General features: G+C 65.1%; 14 protein-coding genes and 1 pseudogene. 4 read left to right on the top strand and 11 right to left on the bottom strand.

Going from position 1 to position 15,602, the window contains the following annotated elements:
• Complete coding sequence (locus FOM02_RS12465) at nucleotides 1-3,183, top strand: efflux RND transporter permease subunit (protein ID WP_027558389.1); 3,183 nt, start codon at nucleotides 1-3, stop codon at nucleotides 3,181-3,183.
• Nucleotides 3,184-3,226: 43 nt separating this feature from the next.
• Here FOM02_RS12465 and FOM02_RS12470 read toward each other — a convergent pair whose 3' ends face one another.
• Nucleotides 3,227-3,595: an avidin/streptavidin family protein gene (locus FOM02_RS12470; protein ID WP_027558390.1), complete on the bottom strand. Its 369-nt coding sequence runs from the start codon at nucleotides 3,593-3,595 to the stop codon at nucleotides 3,227-3,229.
• A gap of 16 nt (nucleotides 3,596-3,611) precedes the next feature.
• Nucleotides 3,612-5,126 (bottom strand): CYTH and CHAD domain-containing protein, encoded by a 1,515-nt coding sequence (locus FOM02_RS12475; protein WP_027558391.1) that lies wholly within the window; start codon nucleotides 5,124-5,126, stop codon nucleotides 3,612-3,614.
• Between the two features lie 195 nt (nucleotides 5,127-5,321).
• Between FOM02_RS12475 and FOM02_RS12480 the strand changes: the two genes are divergently transcribed.
• Nucleotides 5,322-5,459, top strand: a complete 138-nt coding sequence (locus FOM02_RS12480) for a hypothetical protein (RefSeq protein ID WP_156950874.1) — start codon at nucleotides 5,322-5,324, stop codon at nucleotides 5,457-5,459.
• A 181-nt stretch (nucleotides 5,460-5,640) separates the two neighbouring features.
• Here the strand turns inward: FOM02_RS12480 and FOM02_RS12485 are convergent, their stop codons facing one another.
• Together FOM02_RS12485 and FOM02_RS12490 are read right to left on the bottom strand one after the other, a co-directional pair.
• Nucleotides 5,641-6,000 carry a response regulator gene (locus FOM02_RS12485; protein WP_027558392.1) on the bottom strand — a complete coding sequence of 120 codons (360 nt, stop codon included), beginning with the start codon at nucleotides 5,998-6,000 and terminating at the stop codon, nucleotides 5,641-5,643.
• A gap of 327 nt (nucleotides 6,001-6,327) precedes the next feature.
• Nucleotides 6,328-6,930: a hypothetical protein gene (locus FOM02_RS12490; protein WP_027558393.1), complete on the bottom strand. Its 603-nt coding sequence runs from the start codon at nucleotides 6,928-6,930 to the stop codon at nucleotides 6,328-6,330.
• 435 nt (nucleotides 6,931-7,365) lie between these two features.
• Between FOM02_RS12490 and FOM02_RS12495 the strand changes: the two genes are divergently transcribed.
• Nucleotides 7,366-8,346 carry a Bug family tripartite tricarboxylate transporter substrate binding protein gene (locus FOM02_RS12495; protein ID WP_027558394.1) on the top strand — a complete coding sequence of 327 codons (981 nt, stop codon included), beginning with the start codon at nucleotides 7,366-7,368 and terminating at the stop codon, nucleotides 8,344-8,346.
• Nucleotides 8,347-8,376: 30 nt separating this feature from the next.
• Here the strand turns inward: FOM02_RS12495 and FOM02_RS12500 are convergent, their stop codons facing one another.
• The 5 genes and pseudogenes from FOM02_RS12500 to FOM02_RS12520 all read right to left on the bottom strand — a co-directional run bounded on the left by FOM02_RS12500 (nucleotide 8,377) and on the right by FOM02_RS12520 (nucleotide 12,605).
• Complete coding sequence (locus tag FOM02_RS12500) at nucleotides 8,377-8,841, bottom strand: NUDIX domain-containing protein (RefSeq protein ID WP_265441817.1); 465 nt, start codon at nucleotides 8,839-8,841, stop codon at nucleotides 8,377-8,379.
• Nucleotides 8,842-8,936: 95 nt separating this feature from the next.
• On the bottom strand, nucleotides 8,937-9,887 hold the full coding sequence (locus FOM02_RS12505) for a lytic transglycosylase domain-containing protein (protein ID WP_027558396.1): 951 nt from the start codon (nucleotides 9,885-9,887) through the stop codon (nucleotides 8,937-8,939).
• A 179-nt stretch (nucleotides 9,888-10,066) separates the two neighbouring features.
• The gene (locus FOM02_RS12510) at nucleotides 10,067-10,342 is read right to left on the bottom strand and encodes a hypothetical protein (protein WP_027558397.1); all 276 of its coding nucleotides are present in this window, start codon (nucleotides 10,340-10,342) and stop codon (nucleotides 10,067-10,069) included.
• An 80-nt stretch (nucleotides 10,343-10,422) separates the two neighbouring features.
• Entirely contained in the window at nucleotides 10,423-11,280 is an 858-nt protein-coding gene (locus tag FOM02_RS12515) for a VOC family protein (RefSeq protein WP_027558398.1), read from the bottom strand.
• A 135-nt stretch (nucleotides 11,281-11,415) separates the two neighbouring features.
• Nucleotides 11,416-12,605: pseudogene (locus FOM02_RS12520) on the bottom strand (urate hydroxylase PuuD).
• 236 nt (nucleotides 12,606-12,841) lie between these two features.
• On the opposite strand from FOM02_RS12520, the gene FOM02_RS12525 reads away from it, so the two are divergent.
• Nucleotides 12,842-14,167 (top strand): PQQ-dependent sugar dehydrogenase, encoded by a 1,326-nt coding sequence (locus tag FOM02_RS12525; RefSeq protein ID WP_027558400.1) that lies wholly within the window; start codon nucleotides 12,842-12,844, stop codon nucleotides 14,165-14,167.
• 48 nt (nucleotides 14,168-14,215) lie between these two features.
• On the opposite strand, the gene FOM02_RS12530 is transcribed toward FOM02_RS12525, so the two are convergent.
• Nucleotides 14,216-15,016 (bottom strand): SDR family NAD(P)-dependent oxidoreductase, encoded by an 801-nt coding sequence (locus FOM02_RS12530; RefSeq protein WP_027558401.1) that lies wholly within the window; start codon nucleotides 15,014-15,016, stop codon nucleotides 14,216-14,218.
• Nucleotide 15,017: 1 nt separating this feature from the next.
• Nucleotides 15,018-15,572, bottom strand: a complete 555-nt coding sequence (locus tag FOM02_RS12535) for a carboxymuconolactone decarboxylase family protein (RefSeq protein ID WP_027558402.1) — start codon at nucleotides 15,570-15,572, stop codon at nucleotides 15,018-15,020.
• Nucleotides 15,573-15,602: the final 30 nt, after the last annotated feature.

The following is a 15,602-nucleotide window of genomic DNA, read 5'->3' on the forward strand; positions in this document are numbered from 1 at the left end:
ATGGCTGGCGGCATCTCGGCTCCCTTCATTCGCCTCCCCATCGCGACGTCGCTGCTGATGGTCGGCATCGTCTTCGTCGGCATCATCGCCTATCCGCGATTGCCGGTGGCGCCGCTGCCGGAGGTGGACTTTCCCACCATCCAGGTCTCCGCCAATCTTCCCGGCGCCGACCCCGAGACGATGGCATCCTCGGTGGCGCAGCCGCTCGAATCGCAATTCGCCCTCATTCCCGGCGTCTCGGAGATGACGTCGCAGAGCCAGACCAGCTCGACCCAGATCGTTCTGCAGTTCGACCTCTCTCGCAATATTGACGGTGCCGGCTCCGACGTGCTCGCCGCCATCAATGCGGCGAGCGGGCAATTGCCCAAGAACATGCCGACTCCGCCGACCTACCGGAAGGTCAACCCGGCCGACTCGCCCATTCTCACGCTCGGCGCCACGTCGTCGACGCTGCCGATGACGCAGGTGTCCGACGAGACCTACACCAAGCTCGCGCAGGCCATCAGCCACATAAGCGGCGTCGGCCAGGTCAGTGTCGGTGGACAGCAGGCCCCGTCGATCCGCGTCCAGATCGATCCCGCCAAGCTGGTCGCCAAGGGCCTGTCGCTGGAGGACGTGCGCGCCCCGCTGTCGGTGATCACGGTCAACAATCCCAAGGGCACCCTCAACGGCGACACCCGCACCTACACCGTCTATGCCAACGACCAGTTCACCAAGGCCGACGCCTGGAACGACATCGTCATCGCCTACCGCAACGGCAGTCCCGTCCGTGTCGGCGATATCGGCCATGCCGTCAGCGCGCCGCTGGACAACACCCAGTACGGCTGGGTTGACGGCAAGCCCGGCGTCTTCCTGGTGATCTTCAAGCAGCCCGGCGCCAACGTCATCGACACCGTCGACAGCGTCATGAAGCAGCTGCCGCATCTGCAGGCGGGCATCTCGCCGGCGATCAAGGTCTCGGTGCTGTCGGACCGCACCCAGACGATCCGCGCCGCGGTGAAGGACGTGCAGTTCACGTTGGCGCTGACGATCGGCCTCGTCGTGATGGTGATCTTCGTCTTCCTGCGCAGCGTCTGGGCCACCATCATTCCATCGATCACGGTGCCGCTCGCGCTGCTCGGCGCCTGCGCGCTGATGTGGATGGCCGGCTATAGCCTGGACAATCTCTCCCTGATGGCGCTCACCATCGCGGTCGGCTTCGTGGTCGACGACGCCATCGTGATGCTGGAGAACATCACCCGCTACATCGAGGAGGGCGAGAGTCCGATGGCCGCCGCGTTCAAGGGCGCCGGCGAGATCGGCTTCACGATCATCTCGATCTCGGTTTCGCTGATCGCGGTCCTGATTCCGCTGTTGCTGATGAGCGGCATCATCGGCCGCCTGTTCCGCGAGTTCTCGGTGACGCTGGCGATGACGATCGCCGTTTCGGCCCTGGTGTCGCTGACCTTGACGCCGATGATGGCCTCGCGCTTCCTGAAATCGCACGACGAGGAGCATCACGGCAGGCTCTACATGCTCAGTGAGCGCATGTTCCAGGGCCTCGTGGACGGCTACGAGCGCGGCCTCGACCTCGTGCTGCGCTTCCGCTTCGCCACCCTGATGGTGTTCTTCGCGACCATCGCGCTGACGGTCTATCTGTTCGTTATCATTCCCAAGGGGTTCTTCCCGCAGCAGGATACCGGGCTGATCACCGGCATCGTCGAGACGTCGCAGGACGTGTCGATCGCCGACATGTCGAGGCACATGCAGGAGATCGGCGCGATCGTGCTGAAGGACCCCGCGATCGACCACATGGCGATGCGGATGGGCGGCAGCGGCAATACGCTCAATGACGGCACCATGTACATCACGTTGAAGCCGCGCGATGAACGCACCGCCTCGGCCGACCAGGTCATCCGGCGCCTGCAGGGCAAGACCGCGAAGGTTCAGGGCGCGCGGCTCTATCTTCAATCGGCGCAGGACGTGCGAGTCGGGGGCCGCGCGTCGCGAACGCAGTTCCAGTTCACACTTCAGTCGACCGACATCGACCAGCTCAACGCATGGGCCCCGAAGCTGCTCGCGAAGATGAAGGAGATGCCCGAGCTGCGCGACGTCGCGTCCGACCAGCAGACGTCCGGCACGACGCTGACACTGTCGATCGACCGCAATCAGGCCGCGCGTTTCGGAGTCACGCCCGACGTGATCGACGCGACCCTGTATGATGCCTTCGGTCAGCGGGAGATCGCGACCTATTTCACCCAATTGTCCACCTATTACGTCGTCCTCGAAGTGCTGCCCTCGCTGCAGAAGAACCCGTCCACGCTGGAGCAAATCTATCTGCATTCCCCGACGACGGGCGGCGAGGTGCCGCTGTCGGCCTTCACCAAATGGACCACGGCGCCGGTGCGCCCGCTCGCCATCAACCACCAGGGCCAATTCCCGGCGGTGACGATCTCCTTCAACCTCGCGCCCAACGTCGCGCTCGGCCAGGCGACGCAGGCGATCGACGCGATCGAGCGGCAGATGAACCTGCCCGCCGCCATCACCTCCACATTTGCCGGAACGGCGCAGGCGTTCCAGCAGTCGCTGTCCTCGGTGCCGCTGCTGATCGTGGCGGCGCTGATCGTGGTCTACCTCATCCTCGGCGTGCTCTACGAAAGCTACATCCACCCGCTGACGATCCTGTCGACCCTGCCGTCCGCCGGCGTCGGCGCGCTGGCGACGCTCCTCATCTTCCACTTCGACTTCAGCCTGATCGGTCTCATCGGCCTCGTCCTGCTGATCGGCATCGTCAAGAAGAACGGCATCATGCTGGTCGACTTTGCGATCGTGGCGGAGCGGGATCAGGGCCTGTCGCCGGTCGAAGCCATTCGCCGGGCCTGCCTCTTGCGCTTCCGACCCATCCTGATGACCACGATGGCGGCCGTGCTCGGCGGCGTGCCGCTGATGCTGGGCCACGGCACCGGCTCGGAGCTCCGTCAGCCGCTCGGCTACGCCATGGTCGGCGGCCTCCTGGTCAGCCAGGTCCTGACGCTGTTCACCACTCCGGTCGTTTATCTCTATCTCGACCGTGTCTCGCAGTGGCTGAGCCCGACGCGTCACGCAGACGGCGATCGCCAGGACGACGGCATTGCGGACGACGACGATCTCGACGTCGTCGAGACGATCGACCGGAAGAAATCCAGGGTCTTGGCGGCGCAGTGATGGTTCGGTAGCTACGGCGGCGTTGACGGGCGCACGCCTTACGCTAGGTCCGCTCGAACGTGTCGACATTGGTTGTCACGGCGCGCCACCAGTTCAGCGGCTTGAGTTTTGCGGGCTCGCCTTCGCTGGCGGCGCCCAGCGCCTGGTCGGCGACCACGAACCAGGCGGTCTCCATCTTCCCGCGACGCAACAAGCCCGCGTAGGTCACGACGCGGTCGCCTGCCGCCGACGAGCCGACGGCGGCAAAGCCGATGCAATTGCCGCGATGAAATCCGGTGACCTGCACCGTCTGCCCATAGAACCCGCTGTCTTCGAGCGCGGTCTCGAACGTGCCCTCGATGCGTCCCTCCGCATCACTGATGATGCGCAGGATGGAGCCGAACTGGTTTCGCCAACTGCCGACCCATGACATGCCGGTTCTCCCCCGTTCACTTGCCCGGCGCGACGCGCAGCCGGTGCAGTCGATGCAGTTCTTTTGCGGCGTCCTTCATCAGGCCGTTCGCCGCCTCGCGCTCGCGGCCGACGATGAATCCCGATGCGAACGCCTGGGCGCGCCGGTTCGCCGGCGGCGCCGCGAGAGCGGCCTCCGTCGCCAGCTCGCGATGCGCCATGAAGTCGTTGAGCGATCCCAGCGCGGATTGAATCTGCTTCAGACTGCCGGAGAGGCTGGTGAGCTGCTTGCGGTCGCGATCGCTGTAGAGACTCCCAAGGAAGTCGACGGCGTAGCGGATCTTCTTGACCTTGATCCGCAGCTTGTGGCGCTGCGTCGGGTCGAGATCGTCCAGATGCTTGCCTTGCTTGCGTACCTTCTTGATCCGCCGGTCGAGCAATGCCGCCGCATAGGTGGCAATCGACCGGTCGTCGCCGGCGCGGGACTGCCCGGTCTCGATCCACTCGATCACGTCGATCAGCAGGCGGCGGTAGCGGGCCGACCCGACCGCCTCGCGGGCGCGTGCGAAGGCTTCGCTTCGTTCCGCGGAAAACTTCTTGGCGATCGCGCGAGCGCCGCGCTTCGGCACACCCTGATCGGCGATCGGCTGAATGCTTTCCTTGAGGAATACGTCGATCTCGCGCGCCGGCGCCAGCTCGCCCGTGAGCCATTTGAGCTCGGCCTTGATCCGCTCAGTGCCGGCGCGCGGCAGGATGTCGGAGAACAGCGAGATCGCGGCCCGCAAGCGCCGCAGGCCGACGCGCATCTGGTGGACGCCTTCCGAATCCATGTCCCGCACCGGATCGGCATTCGCCGTGATCTGGCGCAGCGTCGAATGCGCGATCACGCCGAAGGCATTGCGCGGCGAGAGCTCGCCTTTCAGCGCGATCGGCTCGGCACGCCGTGCGCCTGCGCGGTGTCCCGTGACGAGTTGAAAGCCTCGCTCGGCTTTCGATCGCAGATCGAGCTCGGCGCCCGTCTTGCGTTCGAGATTGCGCGCCAGTCGGAACAGATCGGCGACCTGTCCGGACTTCAATTCCAGCTCGAGCTCGGCAACCGGCCGCGAGTGCCGCCCGGCAGCGACGTGGCCGCGGTCGACGGCGAGCTCGATCTGGCTCTTTCGCACCCGCCTTGCCTCGGTCGTACGATGAACCTCGGTCTGAAACACCGGCCGCAGCTTGCGCGGAAGCTTCTTGGACGCGAGGTCGTCGAGAGGCGTGTTCTTGATCTTCTTGAAGTCGGGCTTTGCGCCTGCGACCTCATGTTCCCATTCGCCGCGGGTCACGGTTCCGGAGCCGCCCGCCTTCACGGTCTGCACGTAGCGATCGCCAACCTTGCGGACGCGGAGCGTGAGACCATGTCGCCTGAGCTTCTGCTTGCCCGTGTCGTAATAGGTCGACAACAGCGCCTGCTCCGACCGGTCGCCACGCCGTCCGTTCGAATTAGCGGCGCGCAAGACGGATGACAGCTTTCGCGGCGCAAGGCGGAATTTGAGTTCCGTTTCGGCGTTCATCGGCGTGTGTCCGTTGCCCATTCAAAGTGGCGCCACCGCGAGAAGTTCCGGCCTGCAACGGACATTTCGAATCGCGATGATCTCGCGACTGATCGCGCCGCCGGCGTCATCGAAAATTCACGGAACTCCGCCTGAGAACGCTCGATTGACTGGCATCATCGCGTCACTTGATCTCGTCACCTGGAGGAGGCGTCCGTGAGCATAAAGAACGTCATTGCCATCCTTGTCATCGTGCTTGTCCTGGCGGGCGGTGCGACCGCGCTCTATCATTTGGACAATGGCGAGGGCCACCGCACCAGCCACGATGTCTCGGCCAAGACGGCGTCGGACTGACGAGCTTTGCCCGTCGAAACGCTGCTACGCACTCCGGCCTCATCCTGAGGGCCCGCCGAAGGCGGGCGTCTCGAAGGATGCGCCGCGGGTAAGCTTCTCGCCACGTTCGTCTTCACATGCGATTGCTTGCGGCCGGCGGGGGCCGGAGATAGCGCCTTCCTCTGACTGCAACAAAGCGCAGCTATCGGCGTGCCGCCTCCGCGAGCAGCGCCGTCGGGTAGATGGGCTTGGTGAAGAATTTCGCGCCGTCGGGCAGGGGCCGCGGTAGCGGACGGCCCGAGATCACGATGATCCGCACATTGGCGTGTTGCTGCTGTGCGTAGTGCGCAAGATCGACGCCATCCATCTTTCCGACCAGGTTGATGTCGGTGACGATCAGGGCAGGGTGCTTCGCTTTCAGTGCCAGCGCAGCGGTTTCGGCGTCCTCGCATTGCAAGACGTCGAAATTGCTTTCCTCGAGCAGCAGCGCGAGCATTTCGCGCTGAATGTCATCGTCCTCGACGACGATCGCGGTCGGGCGGATCGGCTTTGATTGGCCCATGGTTGCACCTCACTGACTTATCATATGTTAAGTGCGCAGCGGCGGATCCGTTCCCGATTAGGTGTTCGGGTTCCGTGTCGCCAAAATTGCGGATGGCTTTGAATCCCGAGGGCAGTTGGCGGAGCAGTCTCTCTGCTTCCCTCAGCACGGTGCGAACAAGCTCTCGCTCCTCAATGGCTTCGCTGGTGAAAAAGCCGTGCTTGACGGCATTGCTGTTTCCAAAGGGCGCTCCGGATCCCGCCGCGCCGCCGTGCATGCGGCCGCCGTCGCGCGTTTGCGCCCCGCAACGCGGGCTCGTTCGCATCGGGGCTGTGTTGCGCGCATGACTCATGCGCCGACGGCCGCCGCGTCCACCAGGCCCGGCTGCGCAGCGATCAAGTTCGCATGTTGTGTGAGATTGCCGACGACGGCCCTGCCGCCATCCTGCACCGACAAATTCTGCACCGTGATCGCACACGCGCCGCTGCTGCGGTGACGGTTCAAGGCCTCCACCTGGGCTGCGAAGGTGCGCGCCAGCCGGGTCAGTGCGCGCGTGAGGCTCTCCTGCTGCGACACGTCGTCGGTGCAGGCGAGACGGCAGGCGCTGCGCATCGACGCGACGTGGACGCTCACCATCTGCGCCGCCAGCATGGCTTCGAACGAGTCCTTTGCCGCGATGCTCTTCAGCATCGAGACCATGAAGGCAAGATTGCCCTGGTCCGGTTTGCGTGCAACCACGCTGGCTTTCGCCAACTGGCTCAAGAGACCATGCAGCGCGTCGCGGTCGACGGCGCCGAGCGCATCCGCCAGCAGCTTTTCGCCGGCGCTCGGATCGGGATGGTCGATCACGATGCGCCTGCGGCGGAGTTTGACTTTCGGGCTTGCGATGGTCGCGGCGCGGTCGTCCGCGGCGATGGGCATCGTCTGGGTGCTCGTCGGGGATGTCGTCATGCAAGGTGTCCTTTGCCCGCACAGGCGCGAGAGCTCGCGGAGCGCGAGGCCGATCGCGCGCCTGTTGCGCGGCGGTTGAGATTTGAGATGTCGCTCAGGGGTTTACGCGCGCCAGGTCGAGCCGCCCATGATCGGGCGTGGTGCCGGCTCCGGCGATTGTCGCGATGATGCCATTCTGCACCTGTTTTGCCCGACGTGTCAAACGCATTTTCGGGATACGCGAAATCGTCTTGCGCGGGTCCCGGTTCTGACGGGCGCCGCCTACTGTGCATGGGGTTGTTTTCGCGGTTTTGTCTGGATTGCAGGCTCTCGCCTGCCGCGCGGCGGAATGCCGGCGTGGAAACGCGATTGCGGAAATCGGCGCGACCGCTATTCATGGTTGGCAACGCGCCGCATCAACAACAATCAGAGGCGCCGAGGTCGGGGAGAGAACCAATGCAACGAACGCTTCGCCTGCTGGCGCTCATCGCCGCGCTCTGCGCCTCGCTGTCTTCACAGGCGTTCGCGCAAAAATATCCGACGCATCCGGCCAAGATCATGGTCGGCTTCAGCGCCGGCGGCCCGGTCGATGTCGTCGCGCGCATCGTCGCCGACCGCCTCGGCAACAAGCTCGGACAGCCCTTCGTGGTCGAGAACCGCGCCGGCGCCAACGGCATGATCGCAGCCGAGGGCGTGGCGCGCGCGGATGCGGACGGCTACACGATCCTTGCCTGCAACTCGTCCACCATCACCCTCAACAAGACGCTGTTCAAGGAGGCCCGCTACGATCCGATAGGCGATTTCGCGCCGCTCACCACCGTCGTCTCGGCGCCGCTGGTGCTGGTGGTCAATCCGGAGAATCCCAAGACGGCGAACATCAACACCGTCGCCGATCTCGTCGCGGCCGCGAAGGCTGCGCCCGGCGCCCTCGCTTACGGCTCGGGCGGCAACGGCAATCTCGCCCATCTCGCCATGGAGCTGCTGAGTCAGAAAGCCGGCATCAAGCTGATCCACGTGCCCTATCGCGGTGGGGCGGCGTCCGAGGTCGGCATCCTCGCGCAGGAGGTGCTCGCCGTGTTCGATCCGCTCTCCGCGGTGCCGCTGGTGAAGGCCGGCAAGCTGCGCGCGCTTGCGGTGTCCTCCGCCGAGCGGCTGCCGTCGCTGCCTGACGTGCCGACCGTCGCGGAAGCCGGCTATCCCGGCTTCGACATCTCGTTCTGGGTCGGCTTCTTCATGCCGAAGGCGACGCCCGCGCCGATCCTCGAGACGCTGCACCGTGAGATCGTCGCCGCCGCCAAGGATCCGGTGTTGCAGGAGCGGCTGGAGACGCAGGGCGTCGTCAGCGTGCTGAGCCCGGCCGACTATGCCGCCAAGATCGCGAAGGAGACCAAGGAGCTCGCCGAGGTCGTCGCGGCCGCGAACATCAAGGCGGAGTAGGGCACAGGGCGAGGAGCGCACCGCGGCGAGCTAGCTCGCGCCGCCGACCAATCGCGCCAGCCGCTCGAGCGGCGGACGCTGGCCATCGTTGATCTTCTTGGCCGCTTCGTCGAGCGTGAAGAACGCGGCGCGATCGACCTCGGGAAACGTCTGCCGCTTGCCGCTGCGCGGCGGCCATTCGATCTCGAACGTGTTGCTGCGGACATTGTGCGTATCGAGATCGAGCTCGATGGCGAAGGCGGTGACGATCTTGCCGCCGCGCTGCTTCACCTCGCCCAGCGCAGTGAGGGGCTCGGCCACCTCCACGCCAAGCTCCTCGGCGAATTCGCGCCGGGCAGCTTCCTCGGCATCTTGCCCGTCTTCATATTCACCCTTCGGGATCGACCAGGCGCCGAGGTCCTTGTTGCGCCAGAACGGGCCGCCGGGATGGACCAGCAGAACCTCGAGCTCCGATCGCATGCGATAGGCGACGATCCCGGCGCTTCTCGTTGGCATCGCTGGTTCCTCATCGCGTCACGGCCCGGAGAAATCTGAACAGGCCTCTCAACGTCGTTCAACGCCGCTCCGGCGAACGGTTTCCAGTCCGCGCATCAGCCTGAAGACCTTTCGCGTGCGGCAAGGCGGATGGCGCGGGCCTTGGCGCTCCTGCCGGCGGCGCGCGCCGCGATCATGCTGCGCGCCTTGGTGGTCTTCCGGATCACCAAGGCGAGCCGCTTGCGCGCGCGGTTGGCGGTCAAACGCGCTGCCAGTTGCTCGGCCTTGCGCATGATGGTGGCGACGGAGGGCGTGAGGTTCACGGGAACCCAGGCGACATCCCTGGTCTTGGAGAGACTGCCGATGCCTTCGCAAGGTGCTTCACGCGGCAGGTCGATCCGGATCGCAAGCGCTTCGGCGCGCGCGGTCCAGTCTTCGGCCCTGGTGCCGGTGATGATGCGAACGTAGTCGCGCGTCTCGCGCGGCAACTCGCTTTCCTTCGCGAGCCATTTCTGGATGCGGCCGGGTCCGGCGTTATAGGCGGCTGCGGCAAGACCGAGATTGCCGAAATCGTCGCGCAGCTTGCCCAGGAATTTCGCCGATGCGGGCAGCGCCTTCATCGGATCGAAGGGATCGTCGAGCCCGACCTCGGCGGCCGTGTCCGGCATGAATTGCGCAACGCCTTGCGCGCCGGCCTGGCTGACCTCGTTGGATTTGAAGCGGCTCTCCTGCCAGATCAGGCGCGCGAAGAAGGGCACCGGAATTCCGCTGGCCTCCGCGGCCTCGCGCAGCGCGTGGCAGAATTTTTCAGTCGGCGAAAGCGGGGCGGGAGCGACGGTTTCGACCGTGCGCGCCGGCTCGATCGTCTCCTCATAGGCGGCGCGCGCATTCGCGAGCTCAATGGCCTGCACGCTGGAAAGGAAGAGCTCGACGAGGGGAGCCAGAGAGGGCCCGCGATCGGATTTGAGAAGGGCGTTGTCGGTGTTGTCCGCTTGCCGGGACGTCGTCGAGCCGACGTCGCACATCACGATCAGGAACGCAGCGCAAGCCGCGACGAGAAATCGCATCTCGGTAAGAGTCCTCGAACTGTGGGGGAACGACCGGCATGTGCGCCGGCAACGAGGACTTCATTAACCGCAATTGCGGCGAAGCTGCGATTCCGCTGGAGGCTCGGTGTTAGTACGGGTGTTCCCGCCGCAGAACCGGGAACCAAGAGCAAATGCGATGTGCAAGCGGTAGCTCGCGGCTACGTCTTGGGAAAGTCCTTGCGCATCGCGATCTCGGCGGCATCGCCGGGCGACAGCACGGTCTGGTCGAACGCCGCTTGCGGTCTCGTCATGATGTCGTAGAGCGAGATGCCCTTGATGGGTTTGCCCATCAGCTCGCGGACGCATTCGGCGAGCGTGCCGTTGTAGACGAGATAGGGCGGCCCTCTGTCCTTCTGCCGCTCGCCCTTCAGCGACGGCCACTTCTTCAGTTCGGCCGGCGCGTCATAGGCGATCGGCGATTCCTCTTTGAACATGCGCTTGACCCGGGGCGGCGTGAAAGGCCCGGAAATCCTAAGGCCTGCCCGGTAAACGCTTGTTAAAGAATTAGTTCAAATCAGCCGGCAACGAAGGCGAGCAGGGTGCCGTTGGCCTTGGCCGGGGGCACGCAGATCGCGGCCCCGCTGCGCACTGACGCCGAGCCCAGCGCCTTTTCCGTCGCCGCGAGATCGCCGCTGACGAGAACGAGCGCCGCACCGCCGCGCTCGGAGAGGCCCGCGAGCGGCACGCCCGGATAGCGTTGGCCGAGCTGCTCCAAGGTCAGATAGACGAAGTCGGCACGATCGCCGCCGGAGGGCACCTTCACAGCACCATCGGCTTCCGCCTTCGGCTCGCGGTCGATCAGACGCGCGAGATGCGCGGCCTCCTTTGCCGGCTCCGCCGTTGCGATCAATGTCTGCTTGATCCGCCTGGCCGCATTGGCGTGCTTCATCAATTCAGGGATCCACACCGTCTCGCGGGTCTTGTGCTGGCAGGCGAAGATGCGCACGCCGCCCGGCGCCTCCGCGGTCGGCCACATGAAGGTCCGGAATTTCGCCGCCGAGACCGTGCCATCGGGTAGCGTCACCGGCCGTTCGAAATCGGTCGGGCCGATCGGCTCTAAGCCGCGCGCGCGGATCTCCTCGGCGCCGGCGGCGGAATCGACCGCGGTGAAGGCGATGCGCTCGATGCCTTCGCCGTGCTTGTCGACAAAGGCGCGCGCCGGCGCATTGTGCTCGGTTGCCACGAGGACGCCGAGCAGCTCCATGTAATCGGGGTCGAACATGATGGTGTAGTTGCCGGTGCCCATATGCGCGCTGTGGGTGCCGCGCGGCGATACGGTGAAGCCGAGCTGCCGGTAGTTCTCGGCGGCCTTGTCGAGGTCTTTCACCATGACCACGGCGTGGTCGATACCGGTGACGTTCTTGAGGGCCACTGTTCTTTCCCCGCATGCAAGCTGATTTCGGCCGCTGCAGCGGCCACGAGTCATGTCTACGCCGGATGGGCGGTCAAGTCATTTTCAAATCGGCGGCAGATGCGGAATTTCATTCCGCCAAAGGCGGGCCCGACGTCAGCGCGCCTGCTCGAGATAGGCGGCGAGGATGGCGCGCTCCTCGCCGGTCATCTCGGTGATGTTGCCCGGCGGCATCGCGTTGGACCAGGCCGCGACACGACCGATCAGGCGGATGTTGCGATGGATGTGCTCGGGCGCATCGAGCAGAATGCCCTTCGGCGCGGTCACGATGCCGGCCCAGACCGGTTCGGCCGCATGGCACATGCTGCAACGGGACATCACGATCTCCTCGACATTGGCGAACGTGGGCTGCGCCTGTAGCGCGCTCGTCTTCACCTCGCGCGGCCGGCCGCAGAAAGGAGGCAAATCGCGATCGCGCCGGCTGCCGCAACGCCCCACACCCACCACGGCGATTTTCGCCCGGCATGGCGCTCGTTGAAGAAGTGGCGGATCACGGGGCCGAGCGCCAGCACGATCGCGACGATGATCCAGTTGAAGCGCGTGGCGTAGAGCAGGGGATAGTGGTTGCTGATCATCAGCACGACCACGGGGAGCGTCAGATAGTTATTGTGGACCGAGCGCTCCTTGCTGGCCTTGCCGAGCTTCGGGTCGGGCGCCTGTCCGGCGATGAGCGCCGCTACGATCTTCTTCTGGTTCGGGATGATCAGGGCGAAGACGTTGGCAACCATGATGGTGCCGATGATCGCGCCGATCTGGTTGAAGGCGCCACGGCCGCTCAAGACATGGGTGAAAGCGTAGGTCAGCGCGACCAGGAACAGATAGCCGCCGATGGCGAAGGGCAGCTCGCGCTGTGCCAGCCCGGTGCGACACGCGGTCTCGTAAAGCAGCCATGCGAGAGTAAGACTGCCGAGGCTGAACAGGCCGGCCTGGAATGGCGAGAGATCGAGGATCGACTTGTCGACCAGGAACAGATCGGCATCGAGATAATACACCACCACCATCAGCGCGAAGCCGGACAGCCAGGTGGTGTAGGCCTCCCATTTGAACCAGGTCAGCTCGTCCGGCATCTGGCTCGGCGCCACCAGATATTTCATGATCCGGTAGAAGCCGCCGCCATGGACCTGCCAGGCCTCGCCCTGCACGCCGCCGGGCAGATCGCCCTTCGGCCTGAGGCTGAGATCGAGCGCGATGAAATAGAATGAGCTGCCGATCCAGGCGATCGCGGCGACCACGTGCAGCCAGCGAAGCAGCAGGCTCGCCCATTCCGATATGATGGATCCCCACATGATCGTCCCGTCAATTGCGGCGCCGATGCCGCAGCTTTGATGACCGCAACCGGCGGCTCAACCCCTACAATGTGTCGCACCGATCCGTGCTATTTTCCAGTATGCTAGGTCATAGCTGATGCACATCGTGCGGGCAGGACGTGACGTGGGATTCGGCAGGCGTTGGATCTGCCGCAGAACGTTTGCGAGTTGAACGGCGTTGATGCCGAGACGTGCAGGCCGGGAGGAAGACCGAGGTGAGAAACAGGATTTCCATCGCGATGGCTGCGGTCGTGGTTGCGACCGCTGCGCAGGCCGAGCCGGTGCTGCAAGGCAAGGATGCCTACGGCGATTGGCGGGCCGACAAGCCCGGTACAGTCCGGTTGGTCCGGCCGGAGGATCTGGTGCGGCCCGGTGCCACGCGCTCGTTTGCGAGTTCGGCTCGTGTGGCGTCGCGCCCGTCGGAAGCCGCGCCCCAGGTGCCGGCCGGTTTCAAGATCGAGTTACTCGCGGACGGTTTGCGTGCGCCACGCATCATCAGGGTCGCACCGAATGGCGACGTCTTCGTCGCGGAGACGCGGGCCGGCGCCGTTCGCGTGCTGCGTAGCGGCGACGGCGGCAAGCTCGCGACCAACGAGGTGTTCGTCAGCGGCCTGAGGCAGCCGTTCGGCATCGCCTTCTTTCCGAACGGCGACAATCCGCAATGGGTCTACGTCGCCAACACCGATAGTGTCATCCGCTTCCCCTATCAGGCCGGCGATCTCAAGGCGCGCGGCAAGGCGGAGACGATCGTGGCGAGCCTGCCGCATGACGGCGGCCATTCCACGCGTGATGTCGTCTTCACGCCCGACAACAAGCGCATGCTCGTGTCGGTCGGCTCGCTCAGCAACGTCGCCGAGGGCATGGGCACGCCGCCGGGCGGGATGCAGGCGTGGGCGAAAGCGCGGCCGCTTGGCGCAGCCTGGGCGAGCGAGCTCGAGCGCGCCGCGGTGCTGGCCTTCACGCCTGATGGCAAGGATCGGAAGATCTATGCCACCGGCATCCGCAATTGCGTCGGCCTTGCGGTCCAACCGGAGACCAGCTTGCCCTGGTGCTCGACCAACGAGCGCGACGGTCTCGGCGACGATCTCGTGCCTGATTACGTGACCAGCGTGAAGGAGGGCGCGTTCTACGGCTGGCCGTGGTTCTATATCGGCGGCAACGAAGACCCGCGCCACGTCGGCGCGCGGCCGGACCTCAAGGACAAGGTGACGGTGCCTGATGTGCTGATCCAGCCGCACTCGGCCTCGCTCGGCATGACCTTCTATCAGGGCACGCAGTTTCCGTCCGAGTACCAGGGCGATGCCTTCGCCGCCGAGCACGGCTCGTGGAACAGATCGAAGCGCACCGGCTACAAGGTGATCCGCATCCGGATGAAGGACGGCAAGCCGACTGGCGAGTACGAGGATTTCGTCACGGGGTTCGTGGTCAGCGACACGGAGGTGTGGGGCAGGCCGGTCGGCGTTGCGGTCGCGAAGGATGGATCGCTGCTGGTGTCGGAGGACGGCAACGGCACGATCTGGCGGGTGACGCACTCGCGCTGAGCGCGCGCGCTTCGCCTCTCCCCGCAAGCGGGGAGAGGGGGAGGAGACCTACCCCCGTCTCACACTCGCCCCGCCGTCCACCGGCAGCGTCACCCCCGTGATGAAATTCGCTTCGTCCGACGCCAGGAACAGCGCGGCGTTCGCGACGTCCCAGCCCGTGCCCATCTTCCTGCGCAGCGGCACCTTGCTGTCGCGTTCGGCTTCGACTTCGGCGCGGGTCTTGTGCCATTCGCGGGCGCGGGTGTCGACCGCCATCGGCGTGTTCATCAGGCCGGGAAGGATGACGTTGGCGCGGATGCCGTATTCGGCGTTCTGGTAGGCGAGCTGCTCGGTGAAGGCGATCATCGCCGACTTCGTCGCCTTGTAGGCGACGTAGGGATAGGTCGTGATCGCCGCCATGGAGGAGATGTTGATGATGGCGCCGCTTTGCTGCGCGCGCATGATCGGGATCACTTCCTTCGCGGCGAGAATGCAGCTCTTCAGATTGATGGCGACGACGCGGTCGAACGCCTCTTCGGTGATTTGAAGCAGCTCGGCATCGCCGCCGGAGAGGCTGACGCCGACATTGTTGTGCAGCACGTCGATGCGGCCCCAGCGCGATTGCGCGTCCGCCACCATCGCCTTGATGTCGGCAGCTTTGGTCACGTCGGCCTTGCAGGCTGCGGCGGTGCCGTGAGTCGCTGCGATCAGGTCCACGGTTTCCTGCGCTGAGTCCAGATGGTGATCGACGCACAAGACCTTCGCACCTTCGCGCGCGAAGGTCAGCGCGGTGGCGCGGCCATTGCCCATGCCTTCGCCGGGGCTCTGGCCGGCGCCGACGACGATCGCAACCTTGTCCTTCAAGCGCATCTCAATTCACTCCCGGAATCGGGTACTGCTGGAGTACCTCTTTGTAATAGGGCTCGTTGTCGATCTTCATGGTGGCGAGCACGCGCACCACGCCGCAATAGAAGGCGATGGTCAGCACGAGGTCGACCATGTGCTCGTCGGACAGGTGCTGCTTGATCGCGGCGAAGGTCGCATCCGACATCGCGAGCTCGCGCACCATCTCGCGTGCGCCCTTCAGGATCGCCTTCGCCAGCGGCTCCAGCTTCGACGGCTTGCCTTCGGTCTCGGCCATCAGGCCGGCAATGTCCTCGTCGGTGACGCCGAATTCCTTGCCGATCTTCACGTGGTGGGTGAATTCATATTCCGACTTCTCCATCCAGCCGACCTGGAGGATCGCAAGCTCGCGCAGGCGCGGATCGAGCTTGCTCGTGAAGCGGATATAGCCGCCGATGCCGTTGAATGCGCGCGCCATCTCTGGCGAGTTGACCAGCAGCTTGTGCAGATTGGTGTTGCGCTTGAGCATGTCGCGATATTCGGGCGCGACCTGGTCGGCCTCGAGATAGGGCAGGCGGGCCATTGCGGTGTTTCCTCTGATGTTCTTGTGACT

The organism is Bradyrhizobium sp. SEMIA (assembly GCF_014844175.1).
GTDB lineage: Bacteria > Pseudomonadota > Alphaproteobacteria > Rhizobiales > Xanthobacteraceae > Bradyrhizobium > Bradyrhizobium arachidis.

What these genes read in the sequence shown, in the direction of transcription:
- FOM02_RS12465 (WP_027558389.1), top strand. Translation starts at nt 1, where the DNA reads ATGGCTGGCGGCATCTCGGCTCCCTTCATTCGCCTCCCCATCGCGACG.
- FOM02_RS12470 (WP_027558390.1), bottom strand. Translation starts at nt 3,595, where the DNA reads ATGTCATGGGTCGGCAGTTGGCGAAACCAGTTCGGCTCCATCCTGCGC.
- FOM02_RS12475 (WP_027558391.1), bottom strand. Translation starts at nt 5,126, where the DNA reads ATGAACGCCGAAACGGAACTCAAATTCCGCCTTGCGCCGCGAAAGCTG.
- FOM02_RS12485 (WP_027558392.1), bottom strand. Translation starts at nt 6,000, where the DNA reads ATGGGCCAATCAAAGCCGATCCGCCCGACCGCGATCGTCGTCGAGGAC.
- FOM02_RS12490 (WP_027558393.1), bottom strand. Translation starts at nt 6,930, where the DNA reads ATGACGACATCCCCGACGAGCACCCAGACGATGCCCATCGCCGCGGAC.
- FOM02_RS12495 (WP_027558394.1), top strand. Translation starts at nt 7,366, where the DNA reads ATGCAACGAACGCTTCGCCTGCTGGCGCTCATCGCCGCGCTCTGCGCC.
- FOM02_RS12500 (WP_265441817.1), bottom strand. Translation starts at nt 8,841, where the DNA reads ATGCCAACGAGAAGCGCCGGGATCGTCGCCTATCGCATGCGATCGGAG.
- FOM02_RS12505 (WP_027558396.1), bottom strand. Translation starts at nt 9,887, where the DNA reads ATGCGATTTCTCGTCGCGGCTTGCGCTGCGTTCCTGATCGTGATGTGC.
- FOM02_RS12510 (WP_027558397.1), bottom strand. Translation starts at nt 10,342, where the DNA reads ATGTTCAAAGAGGAATCGCCGATCGCCTATGACGCGCCGGCCGAACTG.
- FOM02_RS12530 (WP_027558401.1), bottom strand. Translation starts at nt 15,016, where the DNA reads ATGCGCTTGAAGGACAAGGTTGCGATCGTCGTCGGCGCCGGCCAGAGC.
- FOM02_RS12535 (WP_027558402.1), bottom strand. Translation starts at nt 15,572, where the DNA reads ATGGCCCGCCTGCCCTATCTCGAGGCCGACCAGGTCGCGCCCGAATAT.